This window comes from Embleya sp. NPDC008237, assembly GCF_042956465.1.
Lineage (GTDB): Bacteria > Actinomycetota > Actinomycetes > Streptomycetales > Streptomycetaceae > Embleya.
In genome coordinates this window covers 725,537-746,740 of record NZ_JBIBGL010000003.1, presented here as the reverse complement: position 1 = coordinate 746,740, position 21,204 = coordinate 725,537, and the positions used below count along the sequence as shown (strand labels likewise).

Genomic DNA, 21,204 nt, shown 5'->3' with positions numbered 1-21,204 from the left:
CCGGGCCCGACCGGTGCGCGGGCCCCGGTGCGGCGCCGGCTACTCGCCGCGCTCCAGCAGCAGCTTTCGGCCGTGCTCGATCATCTTCGCCGTGTACTCCTCGCCCCAGCCCGCCCGCGCCGCGACCTGAGCCGTCGTCAGGTGGTCGAAACGATTCGGATCCGCCATCCGCGCCGCGGCCATCGCCTGGTAGTCCACCGCCCGGTCGGCCGCCGCGCGGAACGCCTCGGCCAGGTCCGTCGAGCGGGCCAGCACCTCCTGGGGATCGGTCAGATCGTCCAGGTCGAAGAAGCGTTCGTCGGGCGGCTCGGGTACCGCGGGCTCGAACAACAGCGGCGCGGGCCGCATACGGGGCTTGCGCGACTCGGACGGCATGCGCGGATTCCTTCCGACAGTGCAGACGTGCTGACGACGAAGACGGACACGGGGGAGCGGCGGGATCGGCCGAAACCGGCCCGCAAGATCCCGCGCCCTTGCCATTGTCGCCAACCGGACGCCATCCGAAAGACCCTTGCCCGAAAGAGGGACGACAGCCCGGCACGTGCCCCGATAAACCCCGAATCGGCGGCGGGAACCGGGCCGTGCAGGCGGTTTCGGCGGCCGGTAAACCTCCCGGCGCCGGTCCGCACAGGCGGATGCGCCCCCTCGCACAGTGGCGAGGGGGCGCATCGCGTCCTACCGGTACCGGCCGGGTCGAGCAGGTATTGGGGGAGCCGCTCGTGATGTCAGGTCCCCGACCGGTACGTCCGGGGGGCGATCTCAGATCGCCTGCTGGTGACGCTCGGCGAGCGCGCGGGCGGCCTCGGCGATCGCGGCGCGGACGTGCCGCAGCGTCGTCAGGCGGTTGTCGGGCGTCGGCGGCACGAGCCACACGAGCGGCCCGTCGTTCTGCTCCGGCGGCGGCGGGAAGGTGATCCAGGCACCCCGCCCGTGGTGGCGCGGGCCGAGTCGGCGCTCGCGCGGCCGCATCGGCATCACGGCGGTCGGCGGTACGAGGAACCCGATCCGGCGGTAACGGCGGTCGAAGATGACCGGACCGACCGGCACGCGGTGCGCGTGCAGCGTCGCCAAGGCCTCACGGCCGAGCCGGTCCTCCACCTCGATCACGTCGAACGTCTCGCCGGCTGCGACCAGGCGAGGGGCGTACGGGTTCCGAAGCGCGTCCTGCGGCAGCGCTGCCAGCGTCGTTCGGTTCACGTCGGCGTCCATCGGTGAGGCGGTCCTCTCGTTTCGTCGTGGAAACGGAATCGTCCTCGGGGGCCGGGAGGTCCTCGAAGCGTCCTCTTCGTCCTGCACAAGCCCGAAGCGTCCGACTTCGGGGGCGTCCGCTTCTGCCTTAGATGCAACCAGGTCGGCACACCGTGTGACGAGGCCCGCGGTGGGACTCCTGCAGGACGCGCTGAGGACTCTTGCCGCCCTAACGGGCTAGAGGCATGACGCCGCAGGTGGGACGGGGTCACGATCGAGATCCAGCACGGAGCGGTCGGGCCCGGTCTACCGCGTGACCGGGTCCACGCAGTCATGTCCGTCACCACGACTGTCCGTCACCACGACGCGTATGGGAGGACGCGGTGCAACGACGTACCTTTCTGGCCGGCGCCGCCGTCGCCGGCCTCACCGTCAAGAGTTCCGGCGCATACGCCTCCTCGGGGCCGGCAGCCGCGCTCCCCGATCCCACCGCCTATGTCGCCACCACCGCCCGGCTGCGATCCCGCTACTGGATCGAGGAACCCGGGCGACTGCTGCCGGTGGTGGCCGAACACGCCCGCAACGGCGCCCGGCTGCTGGCCGAGGGGCCGGAGGGGGCGCACTACTCCGCGATCGCGGAGACCGCGCTGCTCGCGTCGAGGATCGCCTTCTTCGACCTGAGCCTGCGCGGGCCGCACGTGCGGCGCTGGCAGGACCTCGCCCTGGACGCGGCGGACCGGGGTCGGGACGGCTCGCTGGCCGCCGCCGTGCTCGGGCACATGGCGTTCGCGCCGGCCTGGACCGGGCGTGGCGGGGAGGCCCGGGACACCCTGGCCGCGGCGCGCGAGCGCACCACGGGCGGCGACGCCGGGCCGACGCTGCGGGCGTGGCTGGACGCGATCGCGGCCGAGGCGGAGGTCCGGCTCGGCACGCCGGACGCGGCCTTTCCGCTGCTGGATCGCGCCGCCGATACGTACGCGCCGCCGGAGACGCCCGGTTCGTGGACGGCGGACGGGCCGCCGGCCTGGCTGGACTGGTTCTCCGCGGCCCGCCTGGAGGGCTTCCGGGGTGCCGCGGAGGTGGCCGCCGGGCGCTCGGCCGAGGCCCGGGCCAGCCTGGAGCGCACGCTCGCCGGGTTGCCTGCGCACAGCCACAAGCAGCGGGCGATGACGCTGGCCGAACTGGCGGCGACGGCGGTGGGGGCGCGCGAGCCGCAAGACGCCTGTCGGCTGTTGGAGGAAGCGCTCGATCTGGTCGGGGTACAGGGGTATGCGACGGCGGTGGATCGGGTGCGCACGGTGCGGGCGTCGCTGGCGCCTTGGGCGCGGGAGTCGTTCGTGCGGGAGGTTGACGATCGGTTGCGCTCGGGCGGCGGGGCGCGGCCGATGGAGGGCTCGGCGTGACGTGCACGGTCTGTGGCCGAGGTGGCCTCAGGCGCCGGCGGGGCTGTTTGGCCTCATGCGCCGGCCGGGCTGGGTTCGCCTCAAGCGCCGGCGGGGCTGAGTGGCCTCAAGCGCCGGCCGGGCTATTTGGCCTCATGCGCCGGCCGGGCTGGTTCGCCTCAAGCGCCGGCGGGGCTGAGTGGCCTCAAGCGCCGGCCGGGCTATTTGGCCTCAAGCGCCGGCCGGGCTGGGTTCGCCTCAAGCGCCGGCGAGGCTGAGTGGCCTCATGGGCCGGCCCGGCTGCTTGGTCTCAAACGCCGGCCTGGGTGAGGGGCCGGCGTTCGGAGGTGGTTTTTTTATGGTTCGGTGATGCCGTTGATGCGGGCGACCGCGGCGGGGAGTTCGCCGAGGGACTCCAGGCGTAGGTCGGTGACTGCGATGAGTTCGGGGTCTTCGGCGACCAGGTAGCCCCAGGGGCCGCGGCGTACGTGGGCGGTGCGGAGGCCGGCCAGGTGGGCCGGGCGGACGTCGTTGTCGAGGCGGTCGCCGACGTACAGGATCTCCTCGGCCGGGCACGGACATTCGGCGACGAGGCGCTCGAAGAAGGCCGGCTCGGGCTTGCTGATGCCCCAGTCGTCGGAGGTCGCCAGCAGGTCCACGCCCAGGTCCAGGCCGCGCAGGATGACGCCCGCGTTCACGGTCTGGTTGCCGACCACGCCCAGCCACAGGCGCTGGTCGCGCAGGGCCTTCAGGCACGGTCGGGTGTCGGCGTAGAGGTCTTCCTCGCCGAACCACTCGGGAAAGCCCGCCTCGGTGCGCGCGGCCCGCTCCACGGTCAGGTCGAAACCGGGCCGAAAGCGCTGGAACACCTCGCGATAGTCGAGGCCCTGCGCGATCACCGCCCCGAAGGTGGCCGCGAACGTGTGTCGGGGCACCCCGAGCCAGTCGGCCCAGGTGCCGTACTCCCGCGATTCGTCGACCAGGGTCTCGCCCACGTCGAACACCACGGCGCTGATCCGCATTACCGCTCCCCGCTGTCGTCGCCTGTCGGCCCCGTCTCTGGTTCGCCGTGCCTCCGTCCACCATGCGGGGTCTGGGCCTGTCAGGCCGAGCCCGACCGGGTTCGTCCGCCGTTGCGGCGGCTTGTCCGATCGGCATGTGCCCGATGACGGAATCCTTGCCGTTGTCGGGCGCGGGACCACCCAGAAGGTACCGCTTGCCTGCGAGGCAAGCGTCGTTCGGAAGTCGTATCCGGCTGACCTTGATCGAAATCGTTCATTGGGCACGATTCGGTGTGATCAGGCGGCGCTTCTTTGATCGACATCGATCGGTTGAACGGTCTGTTTCGACTCGGCCCGGCGCATCGCCACCCCGTCGCGTGTCCGGTCCACCCCGCGCAGCACCCACGGCGACGCGAGCGCGCCCAGCCCCATCACCGCGAGCCCCGCGACCACGTCCGCGAGGTAGTGGTTCGCGGTGCCCAGTACCACCACGACCACGAAGAGCGGATAGAGCACGCCCAGGACGCGCGACACCCGACCGCGACCGTGCCGCCACAACTGCCACCCGCACCAGGCGGCCCAGCCCACGTGCAGGGACGGCATCGCCGCGTACTCGTTGGTCATGTGCTCCATGCCGCGCGGCGCGCTGGCACCCCCGCCCCACCAGCCCCAGGACGCGAAGTGCGCCATGGTGTCGGTGAAGCCGTCGATCATCCGCGGCGGCGCGGTCGGGAAGAGCATGAAGCCCGCCAGCGAGACCACCGTGGCGATCGCCAGCGTGGTGCGCGCGCCCCGGTAGCGCTCGGGGCGCCGCCGCCACAACCAGAACAGCACCAGCGGGGTCACCAGGTAGTGCAGCGTCGCGTACGCGTAGTCGCAGACCACGCCGACGAGCACGTGGTTGGTGACGACCTGGTTGAGCACCCGTTCGGGATCGAGGTGGGTGAGCGACTCGACGTGCAGTATTCGCTCGGCGTTGCGCAGCGCGGCGTCCACGTCGCCGCGGACCACGAGTCGGCTGAGCGAGTACGCCTCGTACAGCACTGCGATCAGCAGCAATTCGGTCCACCAGCGCGGACGCCGGCGGGTCGCGGCGGGGGTCGGAGGCATCCGTCCAGTCTGCAATACCCGCAGGCCGAACCCGGCGCCGCGTTCGGACGGTACGGCCGGCACCCGCCGCCGGGCCCGGTGCGGAGCGGCCTCCAGGCCATTGATGACACGTGTCACACATGATAGAACGTGTTTCACTTTTGTCCGGCGGGCAGCCGCCGACAGCAGGGCGGGGACCGGACGTCGGCAGGGACGCCCGGCCGCGCCGGTCGCACCCGTGCGACGTGGATACCGGAGGTTGTCGTGGCCGACCCCGACGAGGTCACCCGCCCGCAGACGAGCACGCGGGACCTGGCGACGGTGCACGACCAGCTGCTCGCGTGGCTCAGCGGCCGGCTGCCCGAGGGTGCGGCTCCGGAGATCTCCGAGCTCAAGGCCCCCTCCGGCAACGGGATGTCCAGCGAGACGCTGCTGTTCGACGCGACCTGGACGGTGGACGGCGAACGCCGCACCGAGCGCTGCGTGGTGCGGATGCGTCCCTCGATGGACGCCAAGCCGGTCTTCCCGACGTACGACCTGGACAAGCAGTACGCGGTGATGACCCTGGTCGGCGAGCGCTGTTCGATCCCGGTGCCCGCGCTGCTGTGGAACGAGCCGGACGAGGGCCCGCTCGGCGCCCCGTTCTTCGTGATGCGCCGGGCCGAGGGCGCCGCGCCGCCGGACGTGATGCCCTACACGATCGACGGCTGGATGCTCGCCGCCACGCCCGAGCAGCGCCGCCGGCTCCAGGAGGAGTCGGTCGCCGTCGTCGCCGCGATCCACGAAATCGACGCGAGCCCCGAGGAACTGGCCTTCCTCCAGTACGAGGGCACCGGCGAGACCGCGCTGCGCCGGCATCTGGACGACCTGCGCGCGTTCTACGAGTGGGGCATCGAGGGGCAGCGCGTCCCGCTCCTGGATCGTGCGTTCGAGTGGCTGGAGGACAACTTCCCGGCCGAGGTCGGCCCGGACGTGATCAGCTGGGGCGACGCCCGGATCGGCAACATCCTGTACGTGGACTTCGAGCCGACCGCGGTGCTGGACTGGGAGATGGCCGCCGTCGGCCCGCGCGAGCTGGACATCGCGTGGATGATCTTCATCCACGCGTTCTTCCAGGACATCGCCACCCGCTACGGTCTGCCGGGTCTGCCCGACCTCATGCGCACCGAGGACGTGTGCGCGCACTACGAGAAGCTCACCGGCTACACACCGCGCGACATGCGGTACTTCGAGATGTACGCGGCGGTGCGCCACGGCGTGGTGATGGCCCGCATCGCACACCGCCAGTGGCACTTCGGCGAGCGCGAGCAGCCGGCCGACCTGGACGAGACGGTGCTGCACCGCGGACTGATCGAGGCGATGATGGCCGGCACCTACCGGGAGCGCGCCGACGGGAGCTGACCCCCCGTCGTCGCGACCCGCACGCCCGCCGTGCGACGGGTGCGCTCCCCGAGCCCGGTGGGTGCGCACCCGGACAAGATCCCGAGGGGTTAGGCTGGGCTCTTCACCATCATCCGTAGCGGGCGCCATGACCCGTGCGGGTGATCGTGTGTGACGGGCGACATCACGCGGACACCGTCCGTGTTGTTGTCGGTAGCATGAATCACCGGGGGCGACTCCGGGGGTAGCTGCCGGAGGTGCCGCATGACGATCGGGGGACTCGACCCGCCGGCCGGTGCAGGTGTGCCCAAGGGTGCACCGCGAGCCGCGGGTGACGTTCCGAGCCGGAGCATGTCCGACCGCGTCGGACGACTCTCCCGCCGGCCTGTCCAACAACCCATCCAGCGACTGGGTCTGGCCGCTGTCACCTTCCTCACCGGAAGTCGTCGACGCACGCCGGACGCGGTCGAACCGCTGCTCCAGGTGCATCGTGTGCACCACCCGAAGGCCGACGTGACGGCCATTCAGGAGGCGTACGCGGTCGCGGAGTTGTCCCATCGCGGGCAAATGCGCAAGAGCGGCGAGCCGTACATCACGCACCCGCTCGCGGTGGCCACCATCCTGGCCGAGCTGGGCGCGGACACCACGACGCTGGTCGCGGCGCTGCTGCACGACACCGTCGAGGACACCGACCTGACGCTGGAAGAGGTCCGCGCGGCGTTCGGCGACGACGTCACGCACCTGGTCGACGGCGTGACCAAGCTGGAGCGGGTCGACCTGGGCGACCGGGCCGAGGCCGAGACGATGCGCAAGATCATCGTGGCCACCGGCCGGGACCTGCGGGTGACCGTGATCAAGCTGGCCGACCGGCTGCACAACATGCGCACGATCCGATATCGCCGCCGGGCGAGCCAGATCCGCACCGCCGAGGCCACGCAGGAGGTGTTCATCCCGCTCGCCGAGCGGCTGGGCATCCACGTGCTCAAGTCGGAGCTGGAGGACATCGTCTTCGCCACGCTCCGGCCCGAGGAGCACGCCGCGACCGCGCGCACCGTCGGCGCCAGCCAGGCGGCCACCGACGAGGCCGTGTCCAAGCTGTGCACGACCGTCAAACGTGCGCTGCGGGACGCCGGGATCGAAGCGGAGGTATCGCCGCGCGCGCGGCACCACGTATCCGTGCGCCGAGTACAGAAGCGGCGTGGGCGCGAGGAGCTGGGCCCGTTCGACCTCTGCCGGTTGATGATCGTGGTCGACGCGGACACCGACTGTTACGGCGCGCTCGGCGTACTGCACACCTGCTGGTCGCCGATCGCGGGCGAGTTCAAGGACTACATCGCAACCCCCAAGTTCAACCTGTACCAGTCGCTGCACACGGCGATCACGCTGCCCGAGGGCGACAAGGTCGAGGTGCTCATCCGCACCCGACGCATGCATCGTCTGGCCGAGTTCGGCGTGGTCGCGCACACCGGCAAACCGGACACCGGGCCGGACGCCCCCGAGCAGCTCGCGTGGTTGCACCGGCTGCTCGCGTGGCAGGGCGGCATCCCGGACGCGCACGTCTTCTGGAGCTCGCTGACCGCCGACCTGTCGGCGGACCGCGAGCTCCTGGTGTTCACCCCCGGTGGCCGTCCGCTCACCCTGCCCGCCGGATCCACGTGTGTGGACGCGGCCTATGCGATCGACGAGCAGACCGGCCACCGATGTATCGGCGCACAGATCAACGGCCGCCTGGTGGCCCTGAGTTCGGTGCTGGCGGACGGCGAGACGGTATCCATCATCACCGCCCCGCCGGGCGCCGCGGCACCGTCCAAGGAATGGCTCTCGTTCGTCCGCAGCCCCCTGGCCCGGGTCGCGATCGAGGCCTGGTTGGCCAAGTACCCGCACGGCATAGAGGGCCGGATCGACCCCCTGCTCGCCCCGCCGCTGGGCAATCTGGCCGCCACCGGCGAGGCCGCCCGGGGCGCGTCCGCCCCGGGCCCGACCGCACCTGCCGGGGACGCCGCCCAGGCCCCGGCACGGACCCGGCGCCCGCCGTCCGACCCCGGTGAGGCCGTGGTCAGCGTGCCGGGCTCGCCCGGAGCCCCGGTCCGACTGGCCCGCTGCTGCACCCCGGTCCCGCCGGACGAACTCGCCGGCTTCGTGATCCGAGGCGGCACGGTCGCGGTACACCGGGCCGACTGCACCAACGTGCAACAGATGCGCCGCGCGGGCCGGGACGTGGTCGCCGCGACGTGGCTGCCGCACCAGGCCGACCAGGGCTACCGGGTCACCGTGCAGATCGAGGCCCTGGACCGCCCCCGACTGCTCGCCGACGTGACCGCCGCGATCGACGCGGAGGGCGCCGACATCACCTCGGCCTCGATCGCGCCGCCGCAGCAGATGCGCGTACGCCAGACGTACACGATCCGGCTGGCCGACCTCGCGACCCTGCCGAAGCTGCTGCGGGCGTTGCGTCGGGTGCAGGGCGTCTACGACGTGTACCGGGCTCGTCCGCGGGTGCACCCGCGGGTGGCGGACAACTGACGTCGGGCGGCGGTTCGGCTACTGCTGCGGTTGTTGTTCGTGCGCTTCGTGCTGTTCCTGCTCGGCGGGGGCGGCGGCGGGGTCCGCGGTGTCGCCGCGCAGGACGTCGTTGAACCGGGCCAGGTGGTCGGCGAGGGCGCCCAGTTCCTCCTTGGGCCAGGCGGCGAACCGTTCCGCCATCACCGCGAGGCTGCGTTGCCGGGCGTCGGCCAGGCGCTGGTGGCCGGCGTCGGTGAGGGTGATCAGGTGGGACCGCCGATTGGTCGGATCGGTGGTCCGGGTGATCAGCCGGGCCTCCTCGAGCGCGGTCAGTTGTCGGCTGATCGTGGTCTTGTCCAGGCTCAGTCGGCAGGCGAGTTCCTTGCCGGTGGAGGTACCGCGCTCCTCCAGGTGGGCAAGCAGGTGGTATTCCGCCTGGGTGATCCCCGCCGCGTGCAGCGGGGGACCCATCAACAGCCGAATCAACCGGGTGGCCGCACCCACTTCGCGGACCACTCGCCGCTCAACGCTGTCCGACATCGCCTTGCTCCTCAACACCATGCGCCCTGAATGTGCGCCAAGAGTGCCCGAAACAGTTGCAAAACACAACAAGCTGTAAGGGCCATCCGAGTGCCACTCCCCGAAGCCCGCGAACCCACCCCCGAACCCGACCGCGAGTCGGCGGCGACCCACGCGAGATCCGACCGGGATCGACGGTGCCGAACGGGCATCGGGCGTTGATCGCCGGCCGGGCGCCTCCCGTCCCGCCGTCGTCCACCCGGCCCGGGCATCCGGACGCCGCTGCTCGGGTCACGGCATCCCGGGCAGGTCCGGCAGGTCCGTGCTGACCCGGAGGGCGAAGTCGGGGCGGCGCTTTTCCAGGAAGGCCGACACGCCCTCCCGGACGTCGGCCGAGCCGCCCGTCCAGTGCAGGGCGCGGGACTCGTGCAGGTGGGCGGTTTCCGGGTCGGGGACGGTCTGCATGCCCCACAACAACCGCCGGGTCAGCGCGATGGCCACCGCCGGGGTGTTCTCGGCGATCGTACGGGCCAGTTCACGGGCCCGCGGCAGCAGGTCCTGCGGCGGGACCGACTCGCGGATCAGGCCCGCCTCCTTCGCCTCCGCCGCGTCGAAGACCCGGCCGGTGAAGCACCATTCGAGGGCCCGGTCCAGGCCCACCACCCGCGGCAGGAACCACGTCGAGCAACCGTCGGGAGTGATCCCGCGGCGGGCGAAGACGAAGCCGAAGCGGGCGGCGGAGGAGGCGATCCGGATGTCCATCGGCAGCGTCATGGTCGCGCCCACGCCCACCGCCGGACCGTTGATCGCCGCGATCAGCGGCTTCTTCGAGCGGTACAGCCGCAGCACCAGTCGGCCGCCGTCGTCGCGGAACGTGTCCGCGTCGTCCACCGCCTCCTCGAAGCGCTTCGCGTGTGCGGCCGGGTCGAACGAGTCGGCGCCCGTCTCCAGATCGGCTCCCGCGCAAAACGCCCGCCCGCTCCCGGTGAACACCACCACCCGGACCTCGTCGTCCGCGTCCGCCCGGTCCAACGCGTGCGAGATCTCCCGGCGCATCCGGTAGGTGTACGCGTTGAGGCGGTCCGGTCGGTCCAGCGTCACGGTCAACACGTTGTCCTCGACGGCCGTCGAGATCTGCTCGTAGTCCACCCAAGCCCCCCGGTTCGCACGCGTGTCGGTGGTACCCGTCCGGCCACCCTGCCGGGTGATCATGTCGATTGCCAGGGTTCCCGCAATGCGATCTCCGCACTAGCTTTGATGCGCTCCTACCCCGGTACAAGTCGCTCGCAGTGTGCAGGAGGTGGACCCACCGGATGCTGGATCGGACACAGGCCCTGGCCGAGCTCACCGGACCCGAATCGGCCTACGCGATCGAGGAGGTCGTCCACGACGGCATCCCCTGGCGGGTTCTGAGCAAGGCTCCGCCGACGCTGCGTGCGGTCTTCGAGGACCTGGCGGCATACGGGACCCGGGACGCGCTGGTCGCCGGCGACGAGCGGATCGACTACGCCGAGCAGCATCGACTGGTCGCCCACCTGGCCCGGCACCTGGCCGTCGAGTGCGGGGTGCGGCGCGGCGACCGGGTGGCCATCGCGATGCGAAACCACCTCGAATGGCCGCTCGCGTTCTGGGCGACCCAGGTCATGGGTGCGGTCGCAGTGCCGCTCAACGCGTGGTGGACCGCCGACGAACTGCTGTACGCCGTGGAGGACTCCGGCAGCACGGTGCTGATCTGCGACGGCGAACGCGCCGACCTGGTCCGGGGCCGGCCGGCCCCGAGCACGGCGCCCCGGCTGCTGGTGGTCCGTCCCGAGGAGCCGCCGGCCGCCGGCGAGACCGACCTGTCCGCGCTGCTGCGCTCCTTCACCGGCGAGTGTGCGCTGCCGGCGGAGGGCCCGGAGCCGTTCGACGACGCGACCATCCTGTACACGTCCGGCACCACCGGACGGCCCAAGGGCGCGGTCGCCACGCATCACAACCACACCACCAACCTGCACACGATGCAGCTGATGAAGGCCGTCGGGCTGGTTCGACTGGGCCTGCCCGCCGCCGAGTTGGCCAAGGGTCCGGCCGTGTTCGAGGAGCTGGGGGCGGGCCTGCCCACGCCGAGCAACCTGCAGGTCTACCCGTTCTTCCACATTGCCGGGCTGGCCGGTCTGTACATCGGCGCGGCGCAGGGCGCGAAGTTGTGCCTGATGCACCACTGGGACACCGCCACGGCGCTGGAGCTGATCGAGACCGAGCGGATCACCACCGCCAACATGGTGCCCACCCTGCTGCGTCGCCTGGTCGAGTCACCGCTGCGGGCCGGGCGCGACCTGTCCAGCCTGACCAGCCTGGGTGCCGGCGGCTCGCCGGTGCCGCCGGACCTGGTCGGGCAGGTGGGCGCCATGTCCGGCAATCCGATCGTGCCGTTGAACGCCTACGGGATGACCGAGACCACGTGCGTGGTGGTGGCGAACTCGGGCGACGACTACTACGCCCATCCGGACAGCGTCGGGCGGCCGGTGCCCACGACGGATCTGCGGGTGGCCGATCCGCTGACCGGCGAGGAGTTGCCGACCGGGCGCACGGGCGAGATCCGCTTCCGCGGCCCGCAGGTGGTCCGCGGCTACTGGAACCGGCCGCGGGAGAGCGAGGAGGCGTTCCCGGACGGGTGGTTCCGCACCGGGGACCTCGGCTACACCGATGCCGACGGGCTGCTGTACGTGGTCGACCGGCTCAAGGACGTGATCATCCGCGGCGGGGAGAACGTCTACTCGGCCGAGGTCGAGGCGGTCCTGTTCGAGCATCCGGCCGTATCCGACGTCGCGGTGGTCGGGGTGCCGCACCACGACCTCGGCGAGGAGGTGGCCGCCGTGGTCCGGCTGCACGTGGCGGGCGCGGTCACCGCGGCCGAACTGCGCGGGCACGTGGCGCGCCGGCTGGCCGCGTTCAAGGTGCCCACGCTGGTGCGGTTCACCGAGCGGGCGCTGCCGCGGAACGCGGTGGGCAAGGTGCTCAAGCGCGAACTGCGCGACATGCTGACCCTGTGACGTCGGGAGCCGCTCACGCCTCGTCCCGGAAGCCGTAGCCGTCCAGGCGGTGCTCCCAGTGGGTGAGGTCGTCCCAGACCTCGATGACCAGCTCGTGATTGGGGCCCAGCACCCGGATGACGTCCGGGACGAGCGCACGCAGATGCAGCACCGCGCCCACGTAGTTGCCCGCCTCGCCGTCCCAGCGGGCCCGTTCGCGGCGGACCCGCAGGGTCTCCAGGTGGTCGGTGCCCAGCACGTGGACCTGATCCTGCAGCAGGTTCTTCAGCAACTGCGCCGCGTCGGCCGGGCGGCCCGCCTTCCCGGTCCAGTGCGCCAGTGCCCGCCGGGCGCGCAGCGTGTCCGGGGACAGCGCGCCGCGCAACCGTCCGCCGTCGGAGATCACCCCGCGCAGCAGGGTTATCGCCGCGACCGGATCCCCGTCCTTGCCCAGCCGCGCGGCCAACTGCTCGCGCAGCATCAGCGTATCCGGGTGGTCCACCCCGAACTCGCGCATCCGCTGCCCGAGTTCGGCGCGCAGCGCTTGGAGCGAGTCGCTCGCGTGGACCGGGCGCGGCTCGGCCACGTTCGGGACCAGCCGGACCGGCTCGTCCCCCGTCGGTCGCGGATCCTCCGCCACGATCGGGTCCGAGGTCGGTACTCCCCACGGTTGCGGTGCGAGGTTGCGCGGCGGCACGACCGACAGCTCCAACAACCGATCGCACACCTCCGCCGCGCTCGCCGGCCGGTTCTCCGGTCGCTTGGCGAGCAGCGCGAGCACGAGCGCGGCCAGGTCCTCGGGCACCTCCAGCCGAGTGTTGCGGACCGATTCGGGTGCGCGTTGCAGATGGGCGGTCATCATCGAATGCGGACGGTCCAGGCCGAACGGCGGCGCACCGGTCAACAATTCGTGCAGCACACAGCCCACGCTGTACAGGTCGGCTCGGCCGTCGATGCGCCCGCCGAGGATCTGCTCGGGCGACATGTAGGCGGGCGTGCCGATCATGCTTCCGGGCATCGTGATGCCCGCGCGCGAGGACACCTTCTCCATGTATCGCGCTATGCCGAAGTCGAGCACCTTGACCACGCCGCGCGAGGTCACCATGACGTTCGCGGGCTTGATGTCGCGATGCAGTACGCCGCCCGAGTGCGCGACGTCGAGGCCCTCGCACAGCTGGATCGCCCACCCGACCACGTGGCCGAGCGGCAGCCATGCGCCGTCCGCGACGAGCTGCGCCAGCGAGCGGCCGGTGATCAGCTCCATCGCCAGATACATGACCTTGCCGTCGGTGCGGCGCATGTCGGCCGGTCCCGGGCCGAGGGCGGAGGTGATCTGCGCGTCGTGCACCGTCTCGGCCTCGTGGGTGAACACCCGGGTCTCGGGATCGAGCCGCTCGCGGTCGAGCCGTTCCCGGTCGGACAGCTCCGGCTCGGTCGGCCCGGGACCGGTCCGGCGCTCGACGACCTCCTTCCGGCCCTGGTCGTGCACGACGATGATGTTCGGTGAGGACAGCCCGCCGACGATGATCGCCTCGCGGCCGAACCGGTCCACGCTGTTGTTGGACGCCCCGAACGACTCCTTGAGCACCTTGACCGCGACGAACCGCTGCATCTTCTGGTCCCAGGCCCGCCACACGGTCGCGTTGCCTCCCGAGCCCAGCCTCTTGTCCAGCCGATATCGGCTGCCAAGCCACAACTGAGCCACCGCAAACGCCTCCCCGTACGCGCCGTATGGATGTGATTCTTTCGTAGCAGCGTGCGTGCGGGGAACGGTATGCGACATCACCACCCGCACGCCGATCGGGTCGGCCGCACGGAGATCGCGGCGACCCTCGATCACCTGCGGTGACGGCCGCTACGGTCGAGGCCATGACCGAGATCGTGATTGTGAACTCGCCCGATGAGCCGCCGGACGCGTGGGATGCGAGCGTCTTCCTGGCCGGCCCCACCCCCCGCGCGGCGCACGTGCCCTCCTGGCGACCGGCGGCGCTGAAACTGATCCGGGAGCGCCGGCGCCGGCCGGGCCGCCTGGTGGTGTTCGTGCCCGAGCCCGGCGAGGGGCAGTCGTGGCCCACGCATCAGGTGCAGCGGGACTGGGAGTTGCGCAATCTGGACCGCAGCGATCGGGTGCTCTTCTGGATCCCGCGCGATCTGCGCGACCTGCCCGGACTGACCACCAACGACGAGTGGGGCTGGCTCAAGGACTCGGGCCGCGCGGTGCTGGGCACTCCGCCGGACGCACCGCACGTGCGCTATCAGCGGGCCTATGCGCTCGGTCACGACGTGCCGGTACGCGACACGCTGCCCGCGACGGTCGACACCGCGCTGGACGCGCTCGGGACCGGCGCGCCGCGTACGGGCGGGGAGCGGGACATCCCGCTGAACGTGTGGCTGACCCGGGCCTTCGAGGATTGGTACGCGGCCCAGCGGGCGGCGGGCAACACGCTGCTCGGCGGCCGGATCGCGTGGGTGTGGCGGCGCGGCGCGGCCACGTGGTTGTGGGCGGCGCACGTGAGGGTGGCGATCGCCGCCGAGGGCGGTCGGGTCAAGGACGACGAGGTGGTGCTCGGCCGGCCGGACGTGACCGCGGTGGTGCTCTACCGGCGCGCCGAGCCGCTCACGGCGAGCACCGTGGTGCTGGTGCGCGAGTTCCGCTCGGCGGCCCGTACGAAGGACGGCTTCGTGCACGAACTTCCGGGTGGGAGCGGGTACACGGCGGCGGACGGGTGTACCGAGGTCGGCCAGGAGACCGGTCTGGCGTTGTCGCCGGAGCGGCTGCGCCCGCACGGCTCGCGGCAACTCGCGGGCACCCTGACGGCGCATCACGCGCACGTGTACTCGGCCGAACTCACCGAGGCCGAACTGGCCCTACTACGCAGCGACCCCGGCCCACATGGTGTGGCCGGGGACGGGGAACGCACTGACGTCGAGATCACGACGTACGGCGAACTGCTGCGGTGCGAGCGCGTCGACTGGTCGACGCTGGGGATGCTGGCGGCGGTGTTGACGGGCGCCGCCGAGGATCAGCGGTAGTTGCCCAGGCCCGTGCAGGGGGCGTGCCGCTCGACCAGGCAGACGGTGTCGTCGACGGTCATCAGCCGGCCGCCGACGATCTCCGGGGTACGGAACGCCGGAGTCTGCACGGTGACGAGCGGGCGCGGGCTGAGCGCCGCGACGTACGGCTCGCCACAACGGGTGCACATGGCGGGGGCGGTGAGGGTCTTGAGCATGTCGGCTCCTCCGTGACTGGTGAAGTTAACCTTCCGTTCACCTTCGATTCGGTCTCCAGTTTCCTTCTTGTCTGCGGAAATGTCAACTGTGTTGGCCTACGAGGGTGGCGGCCCATATGGCATCCTGACAGGGTGGATCACGAGGATGTCGACCGGGAGCACCCCGATTCCGCCGGAGCGGGTCTGATCAGGGCCGCGAAGGCGTATCGAAGGACCGAGAAGGCGCACGAAGAGGCGCGTCGAGAACTCAAACGGGCGGCGGTGCGGGCCATGGCCGCAGGGGTCAAGCAGTCCGAGGTGGTCAAGGTGACCGGGTGGACGCGCGAGTACCTGCGCCGGCTGAAGAAGGACAGGAAGGACCACGGCGACGACTGAGGCCGGGCCCCCTCGGGGACCCGGCCTCGGTCGTGTGCGCCCGGCGTGCCCGGGGCTCAGGCGTTGTCGAGGTCGTCCAGATTCTCGAACTCGGACATGTCGGCCGGACCGGGCACGTCCTGGAGCGGGCACAGCACGTGCCGCTCGACCACGTAGGTGGTGCCGGCCGCGTTGAACACGTGCCCGGACACGGGGGCGTCGATGCGCGAGAGGTAGCGCCGCTGGGTGGGGATCAACTGGGCGATGTACGGCTCGTTGCAGCGGGTGCAGGTGGCCGGGGTCGCGGTCGGCGAGGCCGAGGCGTAGCGGTCGAGCGCGTGCACGAGCCGGTCGGCCAGGTGCGCGGCGGTGCGCTGGGTGGTGGCCACCCGGGTGGGGTCGCCCGCCTCGCGGGACTCCGCGCAGGCGCGCATCGCGTCGCCGATGCGGCGCAGCGCGACCTTGTGGAACGGCGGTGCCTGGCTCGCGAGCGCGTCCGCGCGGTCGGCGATCGAACCGGCGGAGCCGGCGAAGGCGGGGTGCCGCTGGGCGCCGGCGGCGCCGAGGGCCGAGACATCGGCGGCAAGACCGCGCAGCGCGGCCACGTGCTCGGGCGTCAAGGTCATGATGTGCCGTTCCTTTCTGCCGTCCGACGGGAGGCAACCCGTCCATAGTGAACAGATTCGATCGATAAACGCCATGGAATGTGACAATCGGCACGTTGGTGCCCGGTTTGCACATGTTTGTCGAACGGTAGACCTCTCTGTCGCCCACCATCCGCGGCGGCGCGGGCCGACATGCCGGGTTCGCGCCGATTCGACCCCCGAGCCGAGCGTGGGGCGACGGTGGCGGCGGTACCTCCTCGGCGTCGTAACGGTCGCGGCGACGTAACCATTACGCAATGGCCGAAAAGATTCCCTTGTGACCGGCGGAGCCGGGGGAGGAGAGTCACGACCAACATCGTTTTAGGGGGAAATGCATGCGCACCATCAAAGTCGGGCTGATCGCGGTGATGCTGACCTGCGCGGTCGGGGCATGTGGGAGCGACGGGGACGGCGGCTTCGGTGGGCTCGGGGCCCCGAAGACCACCGAGGCGAGCTCGGACGCCACGGCGACGGGGAAGACTCCGACGAGCCGGGCCACCGACGAGGACACCCCGCCGCCGACCAGCAGCCGGCCGACCACGTCGCGCCCGCGCACGACGGCGCCGGCCTCGCCGACCTCGACCGGTGCGAGCGGTGGCGGCAACGACTGGAGTTCGCTCTACTCGACGAACTTCCTCAACGGCTGCCTGAGCACGTCGAACAACAACACCCGGTACTGCCAGTGCGCGCTGACCGAACTCCAGGGCAAGTACAGCCAGGCCCAGATGAACGCGTTCGACCAGGAGTACGCCCGGACCAACAAGCTGCCGTCCGAGTTGCAGACCACCGTGCAGAAGTGCCTGAACACCTGAGCAGGCCCGACGACGGTCGAGCCGTGCGGGGGCGCGGCGGACCGGTGTGAACGAGCCGTCCCGCCGCCGCGACCCGATGCGGCCGGCGGGACGGCCCGCGTTCAGTGGGCGATCGCGTCGATCAGCGCTCGGGCGCCGCGGGCGAGCAGTTCGCCGGCCACCACGACGCCGAGCTTGTCCGGCTCGGCGCCGTGGTCGGTGGCCTCCAGCAGGTCCGCGCCGTCGGTGGAGTACACCGCCGCGTGCAGGGTCAGGCCGGTCTCGGTGCCCGTGCAGTAGGCGGCGATCGGGCTGTGGCAGTGGCCGCGCAACTCGCGCAGCAGGGCGCGCTCGGCCTCGACACAGGCCCGGGTGGGCGCGTCGTCCAGGGCCCGTGCGGCGGCCAGGACGGGCGCGTCGTCGATGCGGCACTGCAGGGCCAACACGCCCGCGCCGACCGCGGGCAACATCTGACTGGTGGTCAGGATCTGGGTGATGCGCGGCCCCTGGCCGATGCGTTCGAGGCCCGCGACGGCCAGGATCAGGGCGTCGTATTCGCCCGCGTCCAGCTTGGCCAGCCGGGTGTTCGCCGAGCCGCGGATCGGCACCGCGGTCAGTCGCGGGTGACTGCGCCGCAGTTGCGCCGCGCGCCGGACCGAGCTGGTGCCGACCCGGGCGCCGGGCGGCAGGTCGGCCAACCGCGCGCCGACCACGCAGTCGTGCACGTCGTCCCGGGGCAGGTAGGCGGCGACGGTGAGCCCCTCGGGCAGCGGCACGTCGCCGGGCATGTCCTTGAGACAGTGCACGACCAGGTCCACCTCCCCGTCGAGCTGCGCGCGGTCGAGTTCCTTGACGAACGCGCCCTTGCCGCCGAGTTCGGCCAGGCTGCCGCCCCAGCGGTCGCCGCTGGTGGACATCGGGACGACGACGGGTTCGTGCGGACGTCCGGGCAACAGGGAGGCGACGAGCCGGGCCTGGGCGAGGGCCATGGGGGAGGACCGGGTACCGATGCGGAGCTGCATGGCCGACACGGTAGGCCTGCGGCGCGCCCGGCACCGCATTTTCCCCCGACCCGATCCCTCGAACGTGGGACGCCGACCCGCGGGTCGGTCGGGAGGTCGACCGGACCTGCCGTTCGGCCCAACCCTCGTGTCCTTCGGGCGGTTCGCCGCGTTGGCGGGTTGCGCCCTTCCCGGCGTTCGAGAGCGTCCCGTATCGAGACAAGGATCCGTCCCATGCAGCGCATCGTCCGCGGCCTTCTGGTCAGCACGGCCGTCATCGCGACTCCCATCGTCGGCGCGACCGTGGTGGTCGCCGCCCCGGCCGGCGCCGACACGCACACGGTCCGGGCCGACACGATCGACGCGGCGGGCGGCATCTGCGGCAACGGGGCCGACCTGCCGGGCTTCATCAACCCGGCCTTCGCGCAGCGCTGCTGACGCTCCGTCGGCGGCCGGCACGGGCCCCGGGTGGGCCCGCGCGGACGGCCGCACCGGGCGGGGCCGTGACTCCCCGGCCCGATGCGGCCGTGTTCCGGCGGTGCGCCGTCCCGGCCGCACCGGTGCGGCTCCGGGCCGAGGGGCAGCCCGCCTCGACCCGGGAAGCGCGCCGTCCTAGAGCACGAGGTCCGCACTCAGCCGCAGGTCGCCCACCGAGCGGCCGACGCGCAGCGTGTATGCGCCCGGCGGGGTGGTCCACGCCGCGCCCTGCTCGTCCCAGCGGGCCAGGGTGCGTGCGTCGATCTCCACCGTGGTGGTGACCCGCGCGCCCGCCTCGGCGTCGATCGCGGCGAAGCCGACCAGGCGGATCGGCTCCGGCCGACCCATCAACGTGCCGTCGGCGGTCTCCAGGTACACCTGCGCCACCTCGCGACCCGCCCGCTCACCGGTGTTGGCCACGGTGATCTCGACGCTCACGCCGCTCGCGTCGCCCTTGACCGCGACCTGCTCGTACGCCCAGGTCGTGTAGCCCAGACCGTGCCCGAACGGGTACGCCGGCGCCGCCTGGCCCAGGGCCCAGGCGCGGTAGCCGATGTTGCTGGACTGCACCGCGTAGTGGTGCTCGTCGTTCACCCGGGCGGTGGAGTAGACCGGTACGTCGGCCTCGGCCGCAGGGTAGGTCGTGGGCAGCCGGCCGCCCGGCTCCACCACCCCGGTGAGCACGTCGCCCAGTGCCGCGCCGCCCTCCTGGCCGGGCAGCCATGCCCACAGCACGGCGGCGACCTCGTCCCGCCACGGCATCAGCACGGGCGAGCCCGCGTTGACCACCACGACGGTCCTCGGGTTGACCGCCGCGACCCGGCGCACCAGTTCGTCCGAGCGGCCCGGCAGCGCCAGGTTCTCGCGGTCGAAGCCCTCGGACTCGATGTCGTCGGTGGTGCCGACCACGACCACGGCGACATCGGCGGCGCGCGCGGCCTCGACCGCGGCCTCCAGTTCGGCCTCCTCGGACCGGCGCGGGTCCGCCCAGCCCAGACCGAGTGCGGCCATGAAGAACTGCTCGCCCTGGCTGAAGTCGACCCGGATCCGCATCGGCGTGCCGGCCGTCGCCTCGACCTCGATGCGAGTGGCCTCGGGTCGCATGATCATCTCGATCACGTCGGTGCCCTCGGGGGCGGTCATGTCCACCGTGCGGGTCGCGCCGTCGATGCTCACCTCGAACCGGCCCGCGCCGCGCACATCCAGGATGTTGGTCCCGGACACCGTCGGGGTGACCGTCGTGCGCAGCCGGATCACCGCGGCCCCGGCCGGAATGTTGTCCGGCCAGAACATCAGGCTGGAGCCCGACCGGTGCTCGGAGGAGAGCACGGTGCCCGCGGCGTCGAGGAACTCGGCGCGCAGCCCCGGCTCGCCGCTCTCCGGGTCGACGGCCGTGTCCAGGGACAGGTCGGCGAGCGCACGGTGGGTGAACGCGCCCTCGGTCAGCGTCAGTTCGACGTTCTCACCGAGTGCGGCCCGCAGGCCCTCGGGGATCGAGACCACGTGCGCGGGGTTCACGTGTGCGCTGCCGCCGCCCTGCGCGGACAGCCGCAGCGCGTTCGGGCCGATCAGCGCGACGCGGGAGAGCGCCGAGGGGTCGAGCGGGAGCGTCCCGTCGTTGCCCAGCAGCACCATCGCCCGCGCGGAGATCGCGCGCAGCGTGGCGACCGCGTCCGCGGGCGTGGTGGTCGCGGCCGGCGTGCGCTCGCCGAGCACGCCCACCCGGGCGGCGAGGCGCAGGATCCGGGTGACCCGCTCGTCGATCAGCGATTCGGCGACCCGGCCCTCGCGCACGGCGGCGAGCAGCGGTTCGCCCCACACCTTGGCCGGACCGGGCATCGCGATGTCGGTGCCGCCGGCGGCGGCGGCCTCGGTGGAGCGAACCGCCATCCAGTCCGAGATCACCACCCCGTCGAAGCCCCACTCGTCCTTGAGCACGCCGTTGACCAGCCGCGAGTTCTCGGTCATGGTCTCGCCGTTGACCCGGTTGTACGCGCTCATCACGAGCCAGACCCGACCGGTGCGCACGGCCTCCTCGAACGGCACGAGGTAGACCTCGCGCAGCGAGCGCTCGTCGATCCGCGAGTCGTAGGACATCCGGTCGTCCTCGGTCTCGTTGCCGACGAAGTGCTTGATCGTGGCACCGACACCGGCGGACTGCACGCCCTCGATGAAGGCGGTCGCGATCCGCGCGGTCAGCAGCGGGTCCTCGGAGTAGCACTCGAAGTGCCGACCGCCCAGCGGGCTGCGGTGCAGGTTCACCGTCGGTGCCAGCAGGACGTGGATGTCCTTGTCCCGGGTCTGCGCGCCCATCACGAAGCCGGCTCGGCGGGTGACCTCGGGATCCCAGGCGGCGGCGAGCGCGGTGGGGCTGGGGAACAGGAGCGAGGTGTCGCGCTCGTCCCACGTGACGCCGCGGACGCCGACCGGGCCGTCGGAGACGCGCAGCTTGCGCAGGCCGATGCTCGGGATCTCGGGAAGCGACCAGAAGTCCTCGCCGACGATCAGCGAGAGCTTCTCCTCCAGGGTCAGCCGCGCCACCAGGTCGCGCAGCTCGTCGTCGCCGGGCTCGTTGTCGGTGGGGGTGCTGTGAGACGCCATCGTCTGCCTTCCGCTTGCGTAGCCGATCGAC

Annotated in this window: 19 protein-coding genes; 8 read left to right on the top strand and 11 right to left on the bottom strand. The window is 71.9% G+C overall.

The features are described from left to right. Positions 1-39: 39 nt before the first annotated feature. Both ACFZBU_RS10185 and ACFZBU_RS10180 read right to left on the bottom strand, forming a co-directional pair. Positions 40-375: a hypothetical protein gene (locus ACFZBU_RS10185; RefSeq protein WP_026218229.1), complete on the bottom strand. Its 336-nt coding sequence runs from the start codon at positions 373-375 to the stop codon at positions 40-42. 384 nt (positions 376-759) lie between these two features. Then, positions 760-1,197 (bottom strand): hypothetical protein, encoded by a 438-nt coding sequence (locus tag ACFZBU_RS10180; protein ID WP_391583007.1) that lies wholly within the window; start codon positions 1,195-1,197, stop codon positions 760-762. A gap of 374 nt (positions 1,198-1,571) precedes the next feature. Here ACFZBU_RS10180 and ACFZBU_RS10175 point away from each other — a divergent pair, with 374 nt between their 5' ends. After that, positions 1,572-2,591, top strand: a complete 1,020-nt coding sequence (locus ACFZBU_RS10175; protein ID WP_391583006.1) for a transcriptional regulator — start codon at positions 1,572-1,574, stop codon at positions 2,589-2,591. Between the two features lie 335 nt (positions 2,592-2,926). Here the strand turns inward: ACFZBU_RS10175 and ACFZBU_RS10170 are convergent, their stop codons facing one another. Both ACFZBU_RS10170 and ACFZBU_RS10165 read right to left on the bottom strand, forming a co-directional pair. Continuing rightward, positions 2,927-3,592, bottom strand: coding sequence for an HAD family hydrolase (locus ACFZBU_RS10170; RefSeq protein ID WP_391583005.1), 666 nt, complete (start codon positions 3,590-3,592; stop codon positions 2,927-2,929). Positions 3,593-3,868: 276 nt separating this feature from the next. Then, a complete protein-coding gene (locus ACFZBU_RS10165) occupies positions 3,869-4,681 on the bottom strand; it encodes a phosphatase PAP2 family protein (RefSeq protein WP_391583004.1) in 813 nt (270 codons plus the stop codon). A 243-nt stretch (positions 4,682-4,924) separates the two neighbouring features. Between ACFZBU_RS10165 and ACFZBU_RS10160 the strand changes: the two genes are divergently transcribed. Both ACFZBU_RS10160 and ACFZBU_RS10155 read left to right on the top strand, forming a co-directional pair. Further along, complete coding sequence (locus ACFZBU_RS10160) at positions 4,925-6,061, top strand: phosphotransferase family protein (protein WP_391583003.1); 1,137 nt, start codon at positions 4,925-4,927, stop codon at positions 6,059-6,061. A 243-nt stretch (positions 6,062-6,304) separates the two neighbouring features. Then, positions 6,305-8,563, top strand: coding sequence for a RelA/SpoT family protein (locus tag ACFZBU_RS10155; RefSeq protein ID WP_391583002.1), 2,259 nt, complete (start codon positions 6,305-6,307; stop codon positions 8,561-8,563). Positions 8,564-8,581: 18 nt separating this feature from the next. Here the strand turns inward: ACFZBU_RS10155 and ACFZBU_RS10150 are convergent, their stop codons facing one another. Then, complete coding sequence (locus ACFZBU_RS10150; protein ID WP_391583001.1) at positions 8,582-9,082, bottom strand: MarR family winged helix-turn-helix transcriptional regulator; 501 nt, start codon at positions 9,080-9,082, stop codon at positions 8,582-8,584. A 270-nt stretch (positions 9,083-9,352) separates the two neighbouring features. After that, a complete protein-coding gene (locus ACFZBU_RS10145; RefSeq protein WP_391583000.1) occupies positions 9,353-10,210 on the bottom strand; it encodes an enoyl-CoA hydratase-related protein in 858 nt (285 codons plus the stop codon). 164 nt (positions 10,211-10,374) lie between these two features. Here ACFZBU_RS10145 and ACFZBU_RS10140 point away from each other — a divergent pair, with 164 nt between their 5' ends. After that, positions 10,375-12,096 (top strand): class I adenylate-forming enzyme family protein, encoded by a 1,722-nt coding sequence (locus ACFZBU_RS10140; RefSeq protein ID WP_391582999.1) that lies wholly within the window; start codon positions 10,375-10,377, stop codon positions 12,094-12,096. 13 nt (positions 12,097-12,109) lie between these two features. On the opposite strand, the gene ACFZBU_RS10135 is transcribed toward ACFZBU_RS10140, so the two are convergent. After that, positions 12,110-13,780 carry a protein kinase gene (locus ACFZBU_RS10135; protein WP_391582998.1) on the bottom strand — a complete coding sequence of 557 codons (1,671 nt, stop codon included), beginning with the start codon at positions 13,778-13,780 and terminating at the stop codon, positions 12,110-12,112. A gap of 164 nt (positions 13,781-13,944) precedes the next feature. Here ACFZBU_RS10135 and ACFZBU_RS10130 point away from each other — a divergent pair, with 164 nt between their 5' ends. Beyond that, a complete protein-coding gene (locus tag ACFZBU_RS10130) occupies positions 13,945-15,108 on the top strand; it encodes a nucleoside 2-deoxyribosyltransferase domain-containing protein (RefSeq protein ID WP_391582997.1) in 1,164 nt (387 codons plus the stop codon). Here ACFZBU_RS10130 and ACFZBU_RS10125 read toward each other — a convergent pair. Beyond that, positions 15,099-15,305, bottom strand: a complete 207-nt coding sequence (locus tag ACFZBU_RS10125) for a hypothetical protein (RefSeq protein ID WP_391582996.1) — start codon at positions 15,303-15,305, stop codon at positions 15,099-15,101. The genes ACFZBU_RS10130 and ACFZBU_RS10125 overlap by 10 nt on opposite strands. 132 nt (positions 15,306-15,437) lie before the next feature. On the opposite strand from ACFZBU_RS10125, the gene ACFZBU_RS10120 reads away from it, so the two are divergent. Beyond that, the gene (locus ACFZBU_RS10120) at positions 15,438-15,680 is read left to right on the top strand and encodes a hypothetical protein (protein ID WP_391582995.1); all 243 of its coding nucleotides are present in this window, start codon (positions 15,438-15,440) and stop codon (positions 15,678-15,680) included. Between the two features lie 56 nt (positions 15,681-15,736). Here ACFZBU_RS10120 and ACFZBU_RS10115 read toward each other — a convergent pair whose 3' ends face one another. Then, positions 15,737-16,285: a hypothetical protein gene (locus ACFZBU_RS10115; RefSeq protein WP_391582994.1), complete on the bottom strand. Its 549-nt coding sequence runs from the start codon at positions 16,283-16,285 to the stop codon at positions 15,737-15,739. A 353-nt stretch (positions 16,286-16,638) separates the two neighbouring features. Here ACFZBU_RS10115 and ACFZBU_RS10110 point away from each other — a divergent pair, with 353 nt between their 5' ends. Next, positions 16,639-17,115, top strand: coding sequence for a hypothetical protein (locus tag ACFZBU_RS10110; protein WP_391582993.1), 477 nt, complete (start codon positions 16,639-16,641; stop codon positions 17,113-17,115). Between the two features lie 101 nt (positions 17,116-17,216). Here the strand turns inward: ACFZBU_RS10110 and hemC are convergent, their stop codons facing one another. After that, the gene (gene hemC / locus ACFZBU_RS10105) at positions 17,217-18,116 is read right to left on the bottom strand and encodes a hydroxymethylbilane synthase (protein ID WP_391582992.1); all 900 of its coding nucleotides are present in this window, start codon (positions 18,114-18,116) and stop codon (positions 17,217-17,219) included. Between the two features lie 213 nt (positions 18,117-18,329). On the opposite strand from hemC, the gene ACFZBU_RS10100 reads away from it, so the two are divergent. Beyond that, the gene (locus ACFZBU_RS10100; protein ID WP_391582991.1) at positions 18,330-18,533 is read left to right on the top strand and encodes a hypothetical protein; all 204 of its coding nucleotides are present in this window, start codon (positions 18,330-18,332) and stop codon (positions 18,531-18,533) included. A gap of 174 nt (positions 18,534-18,707) precedes the next feature. Here the strand turns inward: ACFZBU_RS10100 and ACFZBU_RS10095 are convergent, their stop codons facing one another. After that, on the bottom strand, positions 18,708-21,173 hold the full coding sequence (locus ACFZBU_RS10095; protein WP_391582990.1) for a beta-glucosidase: 2,466 nt from the start codon (positions 21,171-21,173) through the stop codon (positions 18,708-18,710). Positions 21,174-21,204 lie beyond the last annotated feature (31 nt).

What these genes read in the sequence shown, in the direction of transcription:
- ACFZBU_RS10185 (WP_026218229.1), bottom strand. Translation starts at nt 375, where the DNA reads ATGCCGTCCGAGTCGCGCAAGCCCCGTATGCGGCCCGCGCCGCTGTTG.
- ACFZBU_RS10170 (WP_391583005.1), bottom strand. Translation starts at nt 3,592, where the DNA reads ATGCGGATCAGCGCCGTGGTGTTCGACGTGGGCGAGACCCTGGTCGAC.
- ACFZBU_RS10165 (WP_391583004.1), bottom strand. Translation starts at nt 4,681, where the DNA reads ATGCCTCCGACCCCCGCCGCGACCCGCCGGCGTCCGCGCTGGTGGACC.
- ACFZBU_RS10155 (WP_391583002.1), top strand. Translation starts at nt 6,305, where the DNA reads ATGACGATCGGGGGACTCGACCCGCCGGCCGGTGCAGGTGTGCCCAAG.
- ACFZBU_RS10150 (WP_391583001.1), bottom strand. Translation starts at nt 9,082, where the DNA reads ATGTCGGACAGCGTTGAGCGGCGAGTGGTCCGCGAAGTGGGTGCGGCC.
- ACFZBU_RS10140 (WP_391582999.1), top strand. Translation starts at nt 10,375, where the DNA reads ATGCTGGATCGGACACAGGCCCTGGCCGAGCTCACCGGACCCGAATCG.
- ACFZBU_RS10130 (WP_391582997.1), top strand. Translation starts at nt 13,945, where the DNA reads ATGACCGAGATCGTGATTGTGAACTCGCCCGATGAGCCGCCGGACGCG.
- ACFZBU_RS10125 (WP_391582996.1), bottom strand. Translation starts at nt 15,305, where the DNA reads ATGCTCAAGACCCTCACCGCCCCCGCCATGTGCACCCGTTGTGGCGAG.
- ACFZBU_RS10115 (WP_391582994.1), bottom strand. Translation starts at nt 16,285, where the DNA reads ATGACCTTGACGCCCGAGCACGTGGCCGCGCTGCGCGGTCTTGCCGCC.
- ACFZBU_RS10110 (WP_391582993.1), top strand. Translation starts at nt 16,639, where the DNA reads ATGCGCACCATCAAAGTCGGGCTGATCGCGGTGATGCTGACCTGCGCG.
- hemC (WP_391582992.1), bottom strand. Translation starts at nt 18,116, where the DNA reads ATGCAGCTCCGCATCGGTACCCGGTCCTCCCCCATGGCCCTCGCCCAG.
- ACFZBU_RS10100 (WP_391582991.1), top strand. Translation starts at nt 18,330, where the DNA reads ATGCAGCGCATCGTCCGCGGCCTTCTGGTCAGCACGGCCGTCATCGCG.
- ACFZBU_RS10095 (WP_391582990.1), bottom strand. Translation starts at nt 21,173, where the DNA reads ATGGCGTCTCACAGCACCCCCACCGACAACGAGCCCGGCGACGACGAG.